13 protein-coding genes and 1 pseudogene are annotated in these 15,652 nt (G+C 41.0%); 5 read left to right on the forward strand and 9 right to left on the reverse strand.

Translation table 11 applies throughout. The features are described from left to right. Nucleotides 1-415: 415 nt before the first annotated feature. The 4 genes from Q0Y52_RS07095 to Q0Y52_RS07110 all read right to left on the reverse strand — a co-directional run bounded on the left by Q0Y52_RS07095 (nucleotide 416) and on the right by Q0Y52_RS07110 (nucleotide 5,620). Nucleotides 416-853, reverse strand: coding sequence for a hypothetical protein (locus Q0Y52_RS07095; protein WP_297819908.1), 438 nt, complete (start codon nucleotides 851-853; stop codon nucleotides 416-418). 227 nt (nucleotides 854-1,080) lie between these two features. Continuing rightward, nucleotides 1,081-2,817 (reverse strand): sodium:solute symporter family protein, encoded by a 1,737-nt coding sequence (locus Q0Y52_RS07100; RefSeq protein ID WP_297819911.1) that lies wholly within the window; start codon nucleotides 2,815-2,817, stop codon nucleotides 1,081-1,083. Continuing rightward, the gene (locus tag Q0Y52_RS07105) at nucleotides 2,817-3,071 is read right to left on the reverse strand and encodes a DUF4212 domain-containing protein (protein ID WP_297819915.1); all 255 of its coding nucleotides are present in this window, start codon (nucleotides 3,069-3,071) and stop codon (nucleotides 2,817-2,819) included. The genes Q0Y52_RS07100 and Q0Y52_RS07105 overlap by 1 nt, the downstream gene beginning before the upstream one ends. A 788-nt stretch (nucleotides 3,072-3,859) precedes the next feature. Next, nucleotides 3,860-5,620 (reverse strand): protein adenylyltransferase SelO family protein, encoded by a 1,761-nt coding sequence (locus Q0Y52_RS07110; protein WP_297819918.1) that lies wholly within the window; start codon nucleotides 5,618-5,620, stop codon nucleotides 3,860-3,862. Nucleotides 5,621-6,748: 1,128 nt separating this feature from the next. On the opposite strand from Q0Y52_RS07110, the gene Q0Y52_RS07115 reads away from it, so the two are divergent. Next, nucleotides 6,749-7,105, forward strand: coding sequence for a PilZ domain-containing protein (locus Q0Y52_RS07115; RefSeq protein WP_297819921.1), 357 nt, complete (start codon nucleotides 6,749-6,751; stop codon nucleotides 7,103-7,105). Between the two features lie 298 nt (nucleotides 7,106-7,403). Here Q0Y52_RS07115 and Q0Y52_RS07120 read toward each other — a convergent pair whose 3' ends face one another. Beyond that, complete coding sequence (locus tag Q0Y52_RS07120) at nucleotides 7,404-7,952, reverse strand: TrmH family RNA methyltransferase (RefSeq protein WP_297819924.1); 549 nt, start codon at nucleotides 7,950-7,952, stop codon at nucleotides 7,404-7,406. 968 nt (nucleotides 7,953-8,920) lie between these two features. On the opposite strand from Q0Y52_RS07120, the pseudogene Q0Y52_RS07125 reads away from it, so the two are divergent. The 4 genes and pseudogenes from Q0Y52_RS07125 to Q0Y52_RS07140 form a co-directional block, all read left to right on the forward strand. Next, nucleotides 8,921-9,310 (forward strand): annotated as a pseudogene (locus tag Q0Y52_RS07125) (IS1595 family transposase); the annotation flags it as partial. A 115-nt stretch (nucleotides 9,311-9,425) separates the two neighbouring features. Next, on the forward strand, nucleotides 9,426-9,722 hold the full coding sequence (locus Q0Y52_RS07130; RefSeq protein ID WP_297816924.1) for a hypothetical protein: 297 nt from the start codon (nucleotides 9,426-9,428) through the stop codon (nucleotides 9,720-9,722). After that, entirely contained in the window at nucleotides 9,719-10,069 is a 351-nt protein-coding gene (tnpB, locus tag Q0Y52_RS07135) for an IS66 family insertion sequence element accessory protein TnpB (RefSeq protein WP_297816922.1), read from the forward strand. Before Q0Y52_RS07130 ends, tnpB begins: the two co-directional genes overlap by 4 nt. Before the next feature lie 77 nt (nucleotides 10,070-10,146). Further along, nucleotides 10,147-11,643 carry an IS66 family transposase gene (locus Q0Y52_RS07140; RefSeq protein ID WP_297816919.1) on the forward strand — a complete coding sequence of 499 codons (1,497 nt, stop codon included), beginning with the start codon at nucleotides 10,147-10,149 and terminating at the stop codon, nucleotides 11,641-11,643. Nucleotides 11,644-11,872: 229 nt separating this feature from the next. Here Q0Y52_RS07140 and Q0Y52_RS07145 read toward each other — a convergent pair whose 3' ends face one another. From Q0Y52_RS07145 to Q0Y52_RS07160, 4 genes are read right to left on the reverse strand one after another with little or no spacing between them, the layout of a single operon-like run. Further along, complete coding sequence (locus tag Q0Y52_RS07145; RefSeq protein ID WP_297819927.1) at nucleotides 11,873-12,142, reverse strand: transposase; 270 nt, start codon at nucleotides 12,140-12,142, stop codon at nucleotides 11,873-11,875. 30 nt (nucleotides 12,143-12,172) lie between these two features. After that, nucleotides 12,173-13,255 (reverse strand): glycosyltransferase family 4 protein, encoded by a 1,083-nt coding sequence (locus Q0Y52_RS07150; RefSeq protein ID WP_297819930.1) that lies wholly within the window; start codon nucleotides 13,253-13,255, stop codon nucleotides 12,173-12,175. An 18-nt stretch (nucleotides 13,256-13,273) separates the two neighbouring features. Then, nucleotides 13,274-14,548: a hypothetical protein gene (locus Q0Y52_RS07155; RefSeq protein ID WP_297819933.1), complete on the reverse strand. Its 1,275-nt coding sequence runs from the start codon at nucleotides 14,546-14,548 to the stop codon at nucleotides 13,274-13,276. Continuing rightward, nucleotides 14,545-15,432, reverse strand: coding sequence for a sulfotransferase (locus Q0Y52_RS07160; protein ID WP_297819935.1), 888 nt, complete (start codon nucleotides 15,430-15,432; stop codon nucleotides 14,545-14,547). The genes Q0Y52_RS07155 and Q0Y52_RS07160 overlap by 4 nt, the downstream gene beginning before the upstream one ends. Nucleotides 15,433-15,652: the final 220 nt, after the last annotated feature.

A 15,652-nucleotide genomic window follows, 5' to 3' on the forward strand; every position in this document is an offset into this window, starting at 1 on the left:
GTCAGGTTTGTTAGATTTTCATTGTTAATAAGCAATCGCTCACAAACTTTGCCTTGCTGCTGAGTAACAATTCTGAATTACTTTTATACGCATGTTAAAACGTTATGGGATATCTGTTTAATGACAACAAAAATAATATTCTTGATGAAGATATTAAAACTGAAACGTTATCACTAAGTTCATATTGGGCCAGGATATACAAACTAATTCGGCATTCAATCACAGACACTGATGCTCAGGCTTCAGGATACCAAAAGGTGTTTTAGCCGTGGCACGAATTTATAACGTTTATAATTTAAGAGGGCTGCAGTTAATTTAAATAATAGCTTTCTCACTAATCTGGGGGATTCTCATAGAGGTTGAAAATTGATATGGCTTTTATCAGCTATCAGGCAATTTTTGTCGTTAACCAATACTATTTTGTTTTTGTATAAAACTCTGAGATATAACGTCCACCTTTAATGTTCACGATAAGTCGAAGTTTGTAACGTTGTCCTGAATGCCCGGTTAATTCTCTCAAATTAGTTTCTGTATGCCAATAATAAGGGCTTTGTATCATGCCTAATGGATAGGCAGTGGGGTGATTATTTTCATCAACCAAAAATAGTGTTGCGCTGCCTAAGGGAAACGTTGAGTTGACTGTTGTCAGGTTGTTTTTGTCAAAGACGTTCACCTCGAAATCGCCAGCCTTTAAAATACACTGTCGATTAATCACATCACAATCTCCAAAAGGCACTAACTGGATCACTTTCTCTTTTTCAGCTTGGTCTTCTTCATAATAATCTGCAGCAATATATCCAATTACAGCTAAAATTGGTGCCACCATAAATGCAGTTCTTGTATGTTTATTCATTAATTTATCTTTTTTAAGGCTTTACAGTTTTTGATGATTGAATATCAAATAAAAGTGTTTTGCACTTCATTTTTTTGATCCATGCGAACTGATTTTCACTTAAGGTTTTTAATTAAAGCATTTAGAAAAATAAAGGCTAAAGAGCAACTCTTTAACCTTTGATGTGAAATGGTTCATCCTTATCTAATCATGTCAACAAAACGTTCTCTCCAATAGACAATTAATGCCTAGTGATAGTTGACTGAAGCGTTGCCACTAGGGCGACGCATATTTTCAACTAAATCTTGAATGTTTTTTGGCGCAGGCCCTGTGAACTGCAGCACGATAAAAGCGACGCCAAAGTTCACAAGGGCACCTACTACACCAAATGCATTGGGTGAGATACCAAAGAACCAATTTGGACCCATATCGCCTAAGAATGATGTCCCTGGTACAAACATAATGCCTTTGTGTTGGAACACATAAAGCATGGTGACTCCGATACCCAAACACATCCCTGCAATGGCTGCGGTGCCACTCATTCTCTTAGAGAATATCCCCATCATCAATGCTGGGAATATTGATGATGCCGCCAAACCAAAGGCTAACGCCACCGTCCCTGCGGCAAATCCAGGCGGATTTAAACCAAGGTAACCCGAGACTAGTATGGCAAGTGTCATAACAATTCGTCCCGTCAGTAACTCATTTTTCTCAGATAAGTTAGGTGTGAATACCCCTTTCATTAAGTCATGGGAAATGGATGATGATATAGCCAGTAGTAAACCTGCCGCAGTTGACAGCGCCGCCGCTAAACCTCCGGCAGCCACTAATGCAATTACCCAGTTAGGTAAGTTAGCGATAGCAGGGTTGGCTAGTACCATAATGTCATTATCAACTTTTACCATCTCATTGCTTGCTTTGTATGCAGAATATTGAATTTTACCGTCACCATTTTTATCTTCAAATTCTAATAAGCCTGTGTTTTCCCAGTCTTTAAACCACTGAGGACGCTTTGAATATTCTAAATGTTGACCGGCAGTGGGTTCGATTGTACTCATCAAATTCAGACGTGCCATTGCGCCAACGGCTGGAGCAACTGTGTATAATAACGAGATGAAAACTAATGCATACCCTGCTGAAGAACGGGCTGCTTTTACAGAAGGAACCGTAAAGAAGCGCATAATAACGTGGGGTAAACCAGCAGTACCAATCATTAACGACATGGTATAGGCGAACATATCTAATGAGCCATTCATGTTGTCTGTGGTGTATTCTTTAAAGCCTAATTCGGTTACAACCAAGTCCAATTTATCAAGTAAGTAAACACCACTACCATCAGCCAGTGTAGAGCCTAAACCAAGTTGTGGGATCGGATTACCGGTTAATTGGAAAGAGATGAAAACGGCGGGAATGGTATAAGCAAAGATCATGACAACGTATTGCGCTATTTGCGTATACGTAATGCCCTTCATACCCCCTAGTACAGCGTAGAACCAAACAACAGCCATACCAATGGCCAATCCTAAACCGTAGTCAACTTCTAAAAAGCGAGAAAATGCTACTCCCACACCTTTCATTTGACCGATGATATAGGTTAATGATGCAATGATTAAACAAACAACTGCTACAATTCGAGCCGTTTTTGAGTAATAACGATCAGCAATAAATTCAGGAACGGTGAACTTACCGTGTTTACGCATATAGGGTGCTAGCAACATGGCTAATAAGACATAACCACCTGTCCAACCCATTAAAAATACAGAGCCGCCATATCCTAAAAAGGCAATTAAACCAGCCATTGAAATGAATGAAGCTGCACTCATCCAATCCGCACCAATTGCCATGCCATTTTGTATGGGGGTGATGCCACCGCCTGCTACATAAAAGTCACTGGTTGAGGCGGCACGAGCCCACCATGCGATAACAAAATATAGGGTGAAAGTGCCAAAGACTGCAATGTAGGTATAAAGTTTTAACTCATCCACTATGACTCATCCTCAGATGCGTATTTTTTATCAAGTGTGTTCATTTTATGGCTATACCAAAAAATCAAACCAACAAAAGTATAAATTGAACCTTGCTGAGCAAACCAGAATCCAAGCTTATAGCCACCGAGACGGAACTCGTTAAGTGGTTCGACTAATAACAAGCCAAACCCAAAAGACACAATAAACCAAATGACTAGACATATTGCTATTAAGCGAAGATTTTCCTGCCAATATGTTGTCTTTTTTTCCATATTATTCCCCTAGCACTGCATGCTATTTATATATTAGATACGTCGTTTATTATTGTTATCACTCTATATTTAAGAAAAAGCTTGAATATAAACATGCCGCCACGTGCTTTCGCAAAAACTTGAAAACAATTTACAGTAATTTATGTGCAACGTTAAGTGTCTGCAACATTAGCAAGCTTTGTTTTTATCATAAATACCACCTTGGTCTTATATCCGCATTTACCAATTGACTTAATGATATCTTATTGGGGTGTACGATAATATCAAAGGCCAAGTGCCAAGTGCCAAGCGCTATTAGGGTTAACCTTCTTTTAAAAGATGCTGTGGAAATAAATGCAACAGGCCTGCAAGCTGAATGGGTCGTTATGGTACAAAAAGAATTGTGTGCGGTTGCCTGTATGAAGCAAACATTCATCGTTGAACGTTTACCCAAACCCCAAACCCCAAACCCCGAACAGGAAAAACATTGCGACAATTGTTGTGTCAAATCGCAAACAATCAAGAGTTTGCCACCGCCTCAACTATTGATGACCCTGCAAGTATCAATAAAATTAACATTTTTATGCCAAACAATGGGGGGGAATCAATCGCATAAATATGAGGTTAGTACATCAAGCTTTATTGAGTAGATGGGTCACATTGTTTAAGGCAAGTATGGCGTTTTCGAATGCTAAAAAATGGCTAGCCGATCAAGGTTGATGTGAACTAATAATAAGCGTAAAAGTCAGCAATGTAAGCAGTGGGTAGGCTGCATACATTGCTTTGCTGATCCAAGTTGTTTTCGAAAATTACGACGAACAACTATAATGCGACGTACCACCCAGCTCAAAAAATTCAAAGGGTTTTAGCCTGTAGTACTTTTCCTCAATTTCTCTCGATTGCTCGGCATATGGCTGCGTCATGACTGCTTGCAACTCTCTTACTAGCGTGTAGTTTCCACCAGTCGCTTGTTGATAAGCCGGCACCACAAACCATTCTCTCAAAATATATTTTGGATTAACGCGTTTCATCTGCCTAGATATTTCATCGGTGGAGCGGGGCGCAGCAACATTATCACTAGCAATGTGCGAGTGCCATTTTGTGAGCCACCCTGACCATTGTTGGTCCATGCCTTCTGAATCCTTGTAGAAGCTTTTTTTAAGGGGGGCGATGGTCTTAGGCAACATTGAGAGCTCGCGGAAAAAGATAGTATAGTCAACGGGCGTTTGTGTCATCAGAGTTCTAAGCTCAGTAAACAAGCCCTTGTGAAAAGTATTAAGGCCAAGTTTGGCTGCCCACATTTTTTCCATTTGGACTTGCATCACGTCTGAAAATCCATCTTGGATCTCATCAAGCTGCTGTAGATAGTCTTGTTGCAGCGAGTCTGGTTGTAGAGAGCTATGTTGCAATGGCTCCTGATACGATGCCAGCAATGGCCTCAGTGCAGTACAGAAGCTTTTAAAATTTTGTTGTGCTGCAACTGGCTGGTTCATAAACGAGAAGTGATGTCCACCACCGGTCCATGACTGGAAATGCGGGTCAAATACATCACAGAAACCAAATGGACCATAATCAAGTGTGAATCCACCTAATGCGCAGTTGTCACTATTGAAATTGCCCTGACAAAAGCCAACGCGTATCCAGTTTGCCATCAGCGAGGTTAGGCGGCTGCGAAACTCACGCGCTAACATCACCACTTTTTCGGGGCTGGTGAGTTGATTGTCAATCACATCTGCATATTCACGGTCGATTGCGTGCAACACTATTTTCTCTAGCTCTTGTATCGCTTTAGGGTGTGTATTTTTGCGGGCACGGCGACCAAAGAGCTCAAGTTGACCAACTCGAATGAACGAGGGGGCAACGCGAGTCGAGATAGCCACCGCCTCAGATATTAGCATGTCAGGATCCTTCGAACGTGAACCTTCGGAGTACCATGGCCGCTTGACTTCTTCCGTCTTCGAAACATACAAGCTCAAAGCCCGTGATGTTTCCACCCCAAGTGCATGCATATGATCCTGCGCTAGGAACTCGCGAATACTCGAACGCAGCACAGCGCGCCCATCAGCACCGCGGCAATAGGGTGTCCGTCCACCACCTTTGAGTTGCATTTCCCAGCGTTGGTCTTTGATGACAGCTTCAAGTACTGAAACAGCGCGACCGTCGCCATATCCGTTACCCGTTTGGAAGGGACACTGCTGCACATATTCGGTGCCGTAGATGGAAAGGGCATAGCCACTCGCCCAACCGACTTTGCGCATCGGCTTTGGCAGGTGCGATATATCGCCAGAGAACATCCGGATGAAGTCGGGGGAGGTTGCCATACTGTCAGAGAAACCAAGTTCATGAAAAAAACTTTTGCTGTGGGCTATATACTCTGGGTTTTCGATTGGGGTGGGATTGACGGGGACATAATGGCCAGAGAAAACTTGTCGAGGCAAGTAATCATTACCGTTTGCTTTCGCATCAGGATCGCAGCTAAGCGTGTCCATAAGCGAGTAATTTGCCAACTCTGCGAGCTGGTTGAGCGTCACGACTGTTGGGGATGTTTCTTTGGGTAGTTGTTCAGACATAAATTACACCGCACCAAAAGCATTGTCTGTGTAACATTCCATGGGAAAAGCCACACAGCCACAATTGTGGCTTAATGTTATGTGGCACGTGATAGTGTGCACAGTGATATGATTTCGAATTTTTTTATGTAAGTTCATTTTGCATTTCCATAATTATTTGATGGACGGTGTTGTCTAGACTTAGGGTACTATTTTAGTGCCTGATTTTTAATCAATGCCATTGAGATTAATGGTGCTCAAAACAACGTTTAATATCCGCAATAGAATGTGTTTAATCATCATCATCATCATCATTGCTTTTATTCTATGTGTATTTTGTTGCTTAAAATGTCGATTGGAGCAACGTTAATAAAAGATGTGTTTGTGCATAAAGAATGATGTTAACTGCATTTCGACTTTAAGGTGTCCACATTAAATTAATGGTTTTATTTTTTAGGATGTGGGCTCAGCACTCAGTTTTTTGATATTTAAACGATTTTCATCTCAAAGCAGTGACCCAATATATCATTGATGTCTTCAAATTTGTTTAAGTCTAAGACAGATAGGGTCATTGAAATGACGAATTAAAGGGGTAATGCGGGTTAAGTACATCTTAATATTGCATGATGCACGGTTAGTTTAACGATTAACTCTCATCACATTGCAAGGTAAAAACCGTTTTGAACGCATAATTTTACCCTAGTAAATGTCAGTTAACTCACATTGCAAGAAGTAACAGCGGGCGCGGTTTAAGGTATATTTCAATTAGCCCTAAACTGTTTTTTAGTGCTTATTTTCGAACATCCACTTTAATGAAATAGCTATGGTTTATTGGACAATATTAACGTTACTTTGTGTGCATGTCTCATCGCATTGCTAATATCATAATCAATCCATAACTCAGCGCTATTGAGATCCCGTTCGGCGTCGCAAACTTATAAGAAGAACTAGCATAGAAGAGCCCTTGCTTGATTACAGTCCAAGTATTGCCCGTCACTGATTCGTTAATCTGATAATAATGTTTATCCTTATTTTTCTATTATTCTAAATTGATTCAAATCAATTTTATCAAAAGAGATACACATATACTGAACTATACTAATAGTGAATCAAGGCTTACGTCTTCTAAATTGAATCACAGGAGTTGAAGTGTCGCTTCATCATCGTACTTATACCCGAATCCCCTTAGCTTTAGATGTCCAGCTTCAATTTAAGGGGGCAAGCTTGGGGCATGCTATTACACGAAATATTAATCTTTTTGGCGCTTTTATAGAATTACCCGAGCCTGAACTGGTAACGAATGACTTCATTAAAATCTATTTTACCCACAAAGAACAAGACCAGACTTGTTTAGAACAAAAAGGCATGGTGATACATAGCAACAAAGAAGGTGTAGGTATCATATTTGCTTCTGACACTGCAGAATTTCGTGCCATGTTAGATCAGGAAATGAAGCATGCAGGTATCACCGCAATGAGTATTCGACTTAGTGAATTAGCCCCCTGAACTATAAAGTTCGGGTACTTATCTCGCCTAAATATGTATTTTTATGAGCATGTAATAGTATCAATGAATACACTAATTTCACTAAAAGTGCCTTATTTCAAAACCAATCAAGGTTGAGACTACCAAGCGGTCTCATTCAAAGTTATCAGGAGATGAACGTTTTTTGCTCAAACCGTAAGTGATGTATTTTTGTAATGTACTATTTATCTCAATTTATTAAAAAAATGTTAAGGTGATTTGCCTTTTAATATTGTTTAAATTAGCGTTGTTTCAATATGAGGCAATATTTTAAGATTTTTTAAATATATGGCAATTTTCTAATTTGATTAGCACATTCGGCCAAGACAATCGCACCAGCTGTTGAAACATTCAAAGAGTTACCCATACCAAACATCGGAATATGTATGTGTTGATGGCTTAACTTTAATGCGGCTTCACTCACTCCTTTACGTTCATTGCCAAACACCAATACACAGCGTGCCGGATAGGCAACATCACTATAATCAAGCGACTCGTGACATAACTCAACACTGTAAACGGTATATCCATCGTCCAATAATGTTTGCAAGCTTGAAGTGCTACTATCACTGTATTCAACGCAAACCCATTTCGCTTCATTTCTAGAGGCTTTATTTAACTTCTTATCTGAAATGGTTAGCTCACCGCAAACAATCACTTTTTCGATTGCAAACGCGTCAGCCAAGCGGATAAATGCCCCAATATTATGGCTGTTAGTGACATTATCTAACACCACTATTAAGGGGGTTTTGCGTTTAGTTAAGTAGTCATCTCGTGCTGGTTTGTTTTTTCTGAGATCTTCTTTGGTGAGTTGTATTTTTGAATGCATTGATTTTCTCTTCATCACTAAATTAACATGTTGGTTATGCTCATATTGGTTTATGCACTGATGAGCACTGTCATCTCGATAACCGCAGTTGCGTTATTCTACCTTTAACATTCATGTTGGTCCCAAGCTTTTTAAAATTTAACCCTCTTTACCTGATCAACTTTTTGCCTGCTGCAGCAAAATTAAGCATATCGTGTCTAGGAAATATTTTATTCGCTACACAGGTTAGCTGAAACTATTAAGGCCAGTAAGGGCAGACACAATTAAAAGTTGCGCAATCATTTATTTCTGCCCCTCACATATCTTGACTCTGTCGCTGTCTTAAAGCTGGCTATTTTTTTGTGCTTTGTAGAGCAAAAATATTACAGAAACCGTAGAAAAGATAAAACTAACTATAATGGCGCTGATGAACATAGTTAAATATGTCTGTGAGTCAATAAAATTTAGGTTGAAATATTGGGCAATACCACTGGCGGTGTTAATCACAGTATGGACCAAAATAGGCGCTCAGATTGTTTTGGTGTATACCAATAATCCAGCAAAACCAAGACCAAAAAATGTTGCATAGACCATTTGTGCTCAAACAAATAGGGGGTCCAGTATCATTATGTTGACGCTGTGGGCAAAACCAAAGATTATGGCCTGTGCGAATGCAGCTAAACACCAACAACATCGAGAACGTAAACGGACGGTTAGTCAGTTTACTTTTTAAATCATTCATAATGGATCTTTAGGTAAACATATAATGTTGGGCTAACATGATTTTATTGTGAATTTCGGCCAGTGAAATTTTCTGAAACTCATATTTTTCAATTAATTAGAGCTTAATATTTTAGTGACAAATACTATTTTTGATGCCGGATAAAGTCATTTCGAGGCACAAGCTTATTGAATCTCAGGCGGCATCCTTCGTTGATAGCTCGTCAGACATAACATGTTGCCGTCACTGTACTAGCCCACAAATTAAGAAGTGGGGTAAATCAGCAGGTCTGCAACGTTATAAATGCAAAAATATCGAGTGTGGTAAAACGTTTAATGCGCTTACAGGTATTGCTTTATATGGCCTTCGCCAAGAAGACAAGTGGTTCAATTATCTCAAATGTATATACGACAGCTTACCTCAGAGAAAAGCAGCACAGCGAGTGAATATTTATCTGACCACCGCATTCAGATGGCGACATCGTTTTCTAAAAGCGCCAACCGTGATACAAACTAAGAACGTTTCGGGGATCGTTGAGGCAGATGAAACCTTCTTTCTGGAGTCATTTAAGGGTAAACGTACCATTGAGCACAGAAAGCCTCGAAAGCGCGGAGGAGATGGAAAAAAGTCAAAGAAGGAAGATAAAATATCGGTGTTAAACGTTGCTTTAATCAGGCCAACTTAGACGCTGTTACGTAAGCGTCCGGTGATCCACGCCTAGCAGTCATCCATTATTCATTCGAAAATACTTCCTCACTGTAATGGGAGGTATTATGAAGCATAAAACACTAGATGAATGGCAGAAATTGATAAGCCAACAACAAACGAGTGGGTTAGCCATTGTTGATTTCTGTAAAGAGCACAGAGTTAGCACATCAAGTTTTTATAAATTTCGTGGGCGATTACAACAGCAAGTTAACCCGCCTCGTTTTGTAAAAGCTAGCAAGTCTGCTATCGACGCGACTATTCAACCATCAGTATCTGTCAGATTGGGCGAGGTTTCGTTATCTTTTTCGACGTCTTGCGAGCCTGTTTGGTTGGCAAGTTTCGTTAAGGCACTGCAATCATGAGAATGTTCGTTGAGCCAGATGACATTTATTTGCACCTTGAGCATGTTGATTTTAGAAAGTCGATTAATGGCTTGCTGGCGATTATCGAAAGTGAATTAACATTAAACGCATTCTCCGGTGCATTATTTATCTTCTGTAACAAAAAACAAGACAAACTCAAACTCTTATACTGGGATAAAACCGGGTTTGCATTATGGTACAAACGGTTGGAGAAACAACGCTTCAAATGGCCTAAGTGTGGCCAACTCAAACACACTAATTTGAGTGAGCAGCAGTTAACATGGTTGCTCGGTGGCTATGATGTCGTTGGACATCGCAGCTTGGATTACACGGCCTCTGGGTTATAACGTACGATCATAAGTAGCATTTAACGATCACGTTTTAATCTAATTGAAAACAGTCACTTAGGGTTATAATAAGTGACATGAATAAAGCCCAACTACGCCAACAAATAGCCGAGCTTAGCAAGCAAGTTGAACGATTAGAAAGTCGCAATCAGTTTCTTGAAGAGCAGTTTCGTCTTGCCCAACAAAAACAATTTGGGGCGAGTAGCGAAGGTCACCCTGGTCAAGGTGAATTGTTTAATGAAGCAGAAGAGCTGGTTGCTGAAACACCTGTCGAAAAAGAAGACATCAGCTACACACGCAATAAACCTAAGCGTAAACCATTACCAAAAACATTACCTCGTGAAGTGGTTATCCATGATATTGCACAGGAAGATAAAGTCTGTGCTTGCTGTAACAATGAATTGCACAAGATAGGTGAAGACAAGACTGAAAAGCTTGAATTCATCCCTGCTCAAGTTAAAGTGATAGAGCATGTTCGTCCTAAGTATGCGTGTCGTGTATGTGAAAAGGACGGCATTAGCAATCACATCAAACAAGCACCGGTGCCACCTTCAGTTATCCCTAAAGGTTATGCGACACCAAGCTTACTTAGTCAGGTAATCACCAGTAAATATCAATTTGGGTTGCCACTGTATCGTCAAGAAGCGATGTTCAAACAATACGGTATTGAACTGAGCCGCAAAACTATGGCCGATTGGATGTTGAGGTGCGCTGACTTGCTCACACCGCTATATGACCATTTACACGAATTGATACTTAAGCAAGGCGTCATTGCCGCTGATGAAACCACCTTAAAAGTCGTCAGCGAAGATAAAGCGAAATGCTATATGTGGGTGTATACCTCAGGCGCCGACTCACCTGAAGGGAAATTACCCAATACTGACATCCCAAATATCGTGCTGTACGACTATCAATCGAGTCGCGCGGGTCAATGTGCCGTGGATTATTTACAGGGTTACAACGGGTATCTACAAGTGGATGGCTATGCGGGTTACCACAAAACCCAAGCGACACTCGCAGGCTGTTGGGCCCATGCGAGACGTAAATTCGTTGAAGCCAAAACCGCACAGGGCAAAAAATCTAGCGGCAGAGCCGATTGGGCACTTAACCATATTCAAAAGCTGTATCGTATTGAAACGCAAATAAAAGCGAGTGCACCTGATAACAGGCGGAAAGTAAGGCAGGAAAAGAGCACTATATTGCTCAAACAGTTCGAAGCGTGGCTGATAAAATCAGAGTCGCAGGTATTGGCAAAAAGCAAATTAGGCGAAGCCATCACCTACTGCTTAAATCAGTGGAGTAAACTCAACACTTACACCCAATATGGTCACCTGAACATCGATAATAACCGCGCTGAGCGCGCGATAAAACCCTTCGTCATAGGCAGAAAGAACTGGTTGTTTAGTCAAACGGCCAAAGGCGCTAAGGCCAGTGCCATACTGTACAGCATTATAGAAACTGCAAAGGCAAACGGACTAACGCCGTTCGACTATATGATGCATTTACTTGAACAAGTCTCGGTTCAAAACACCGATATCGAGCCACTGCTACCATGGCGATTTGCTAAAGACTAGGTGGGATTGCCGGACGCTTACGCTGTTACTTCATTGCTATTGGCTTTTTCATCATCATATTGTGTATCCACCTGGCTCAGATATTGTTGAAGACTTTTTGCAACATGCTCAATGTGGGACTTCACTTATTTCGGTGTGTAGTTTTCAAACTTGTTGTTTACCGCCTTGAATTTACTGCCATCAATGGCGAACACCCCATCACTAAACATGATAATTTGACCACACAACGCTAGACACCGACGACAGGCGTTCCTAATACCTTTGCCGTTGTCCTTTGTGAAGTCAGCAATGGTTTAAAATCGGGTGATAATCGCTCTACCAGACACATCAGTTCAATATTACGATGGGTTTCTTTGTTCAGATTGCGTGACGATTGAATACGGTTTAGGTAACCGTAAATATATAATTTGAGTAGTGTTGCAGGGTTATAAAAAGGGCGCCCCGTCTGTTTCGCCTGTACCCGATGAAAACCTAATGAATCAAGATTGATTTCATTCACAAAACAACAGTCACCCCAAATCTACAACACCTAAGCTAAGTGCTCAATCACGTTTCTGATCCTCCCTACGTTGACTGTTGATGAATAGTCTCTGCTGTAAAGCTCATGGGCCTTACGTGCAACTGATTCAACTAGCCCCTCGGTGCCAAGGTACCGCATTATTGCATTGGCGAGCGCTTTAGGCTGCCCAGGTTCTACTAACAAACCATAGCGCTCTTCACTGATAGCGTCGGGGATACCGCCCACGCTAGTACTTAATACAGCCAAACCAGCAGAAAGAGCCTCCAAAATTGCGATGGGTAGTCCCTCATTGTGAGATGGCAATAGTAAAATATCAGACGTTTCCAGTAGTTGATGTTTCTGCTCGCCGGTGACCCAACCAATGATGTTGAAGTATTCGTCGAGGTGTCTATTCGCTACTAATTCCCTTAGTTTGTCCACTTCACCGTTGCCGCCAACATTAATACGAAAATTGCCGACGCTCTGCGATCTAAGTAAATCGATTGCGTCAACAAGGTCGTAGATGCCTTTGCGTTGGCCGATGTGACCTAGGAAAAGCATTTCTGTGATTGGTTTCTTTGAGAAATTTCTCTCTTCATAGATAAGTTCGAACACGGGTGATGGGAAGTTGTTTATCACCCGAATGTTGGGATTTTTCGATATCGATTCAACGTACGACTTCCAATAATCAGAAAGTACAAAGACACAGTCAGAGTGATTAAGAACGAAGTGAACCATGTTTGTGTAGGTGGCGCCCGCATTTTTATATGTCATCGCAAATTCTGAGCCATGAAGATGAAAGATAACTCTACATTTCAGTAAGCGGCAAACAAACACAAAAGCCGCCTTACGGTAGATGCTGCCTTTCATAGACCCATGAAGATGACACAATGACACTTTGCCTCGAATGATCAAGCTTAGGAGCGTCAACAACGAAGTAAATGCCAGAAGAAATCTTTTTGCCATACTGACTTCGTCATGAGATGCAATAAAATAGTGCCTATAGCCGTCGTATACGCCAGCTTGTATATGGTTTTCAATAACCGCTCGAATGCCGCCTCGTTCGCGTGTGCCAACTATGGCTACTCCAGATAGTTCATTTTTTTGTTTCATAGTTAAACTCCTAATTTGTTAACCAGCACCAGTACACTTCTGTGCATTGATAAATGTGGGATTCTTTATGCGGTGAGTGCTTTCCAGCAGCATAATGAACCAGCCGAAGATCGACAGGTGATAAAGCGCCTGTGCGTTCGACGACAATGCACTTGTCATTATCAAAATGAACATCAACATACTTGCTCCAGGCCGCTCAAGACCCAGAATCATGAAGAACATTGAGAACAGCAGAAAGAAGAACCCTGGGAGACCTGTCTCACCAATTACATGGGGCCAATAGGTGTCATAAAAATATTGCCCCAACTTAACCCACCAGAAATCTTTCATCTCATTGTATTCATAGACATTTGCCACGTCCGCTGCTGCATGACTACCAATCGTTCCCCATCCCGCTCCCCAATAGTTGCTCTCGACTAAGGAGAAAAGTCCCTCAACCAAAAAGATAATTCTCGGTGAGTCAAATTTTTCGAGAAGCCACCAGAAATGCGCTTTGTCAGATATGACATAAAGAATACCGCAGCCGAAGAGAAGCAATATAATCAAAGCAAGATATCGCCGATAATCAATATTGATATAGCGGCAGATCCAAAATATCGTCAAAACCATCAGCAGGATAAATAACTCAAACCGCTGAATGGCTATCACCACAAAAAGCACACTGATGAGTACCATTGGAAAAATTAATTTTACTTTTTGTCTTTTGTGTTCAGATATTAAAAATACCGTTGTGATTGTGAAGAATAAGGCGATTTGCCCGGGATGCCAGAACCAGCCAACTAATCTGGGAACTAGCATTCCTGCGACGTGTCCTTTTTCGAAGTGGCCACCATTTTTGAAAATAGAGTCGTATAACCCAGGAACCGCCAGTTGAAATAATATTAGCAGTACAGTCACGATAATTATCGGTTTAATAATATTGAACGTTAGTTTGATCCATCGCTCATCACAACGCACTAATGAAAATAACATCATCATAGGGAAAAACTTAAGCTCATGATAAAGCTGAACTAGAATGATTTTGAAGCCCTTCTGTTGCGCCAATGAAATTAGAATGCCATATAGTAAATATAGGGTATAGAAACCGAGGGCCAGCCACCAATGAATGTTAAGCTTCGGCTTCATGAATGCTGTCAATAGCATAATGGCTATGATTGGGTAAAGTTTTTCGAATGCATCAAAGACACCATAGAGAGTGCCATCGATTTTTTTTACGAACACGAAAAGCAACTCCAAAAAGAACATCCCAAAGAGTACAGAAGGAACCAATGTAGCTTTCTTTTTTTCAATCATGACCTGTAAAGCATGTTTAACAATGCACTGTCTGGTGTGTTCGGATTTATTTTGCAGAGTTCATCGGCAATACAGGATTCAAAGTAGAGACGATCGTCTACGTTTAGTACCGGCTTGGCTCCTGTATTGCGCTCAACCAAGTAGCGCTTGATTGCTGTTACATATTTTTCTGGTAAAATTTTGATAAATAAAGTCTTTACCACCGATTGTCTCATCAACACTTTCTGAAACAATTTTGAACGAGGTACGCCTGAGCGATTGGCGTTATCACTCTGCCAATCAATGGGTTTTAAACCAATGAAACGAACAATGTCATCCATAGTTTGGTGATTGTTCCTAGCATAATCTCGATACGATACGACTTTTAGACGACGCCCCAATAATTCACGTGCCTGCTGCACTGGTTCTACATAACGACTTGACTTAATGTTATGCCATATCGGCATGTAGGCAGCGCGAGCGCCCTTTAATTCATGCTCAATTGCTTCGCGGAAGCTAAGCGTTTCCCGTGCATCTCGTATAAGGTGAGAGTAAGCAGAAAAAGCTCTCTCTACCGGATCCCGAAGCATGATTATGTACTTTGCATCAGGGAACTGAGAATTCATTTCCTCTAGTACCCTTGGGTCCTCTATGGACATAGCAGAACCATCGATGCTTAGTTTTCCTTGTTCATAAAGTACTTTATATTGCTCTGGGTCAGTCACAAACATTTGTTTTACTGTGTCATTATCTGCAGGCCCTTCGAAACGATTACCCATAATCTTCGAGAAATGAAAATGCGGTTCCTTACGCTTGGTATTGGAAACTGCATCGTGTTTCATTAACTGGTTGTACATGCTGGTCGTAGCGCACTTTGTAAATCCGAGAATAAATACGTCTGGCATTAAATGTCTCCCTGATTTTCTATCTGTTCGATTAACTAATTGGACGTTGAGCGACTCTCAAAACTGAAAACGCTGATCCGCAACATGGGGATTGCAGATAGTGTGCCAAGGTACAATAAAATACTTTAATGGTCCTAGGGGCTCTCTGCACGAGTTGCCGTGACTATGGAATGACTTACGCACACGTATGTATAAAGGTTATTGGGACGCGTTTTTTTGC

The organism is uncultured Paraglaciecola sp. (genome assembly GCF_943787955.1).
Lineage (GTDB): Bacteria > Pseudomonadota > Gammaproteobacteria > Enterobacterales > Alteromonadaceae > Paraglaciecola.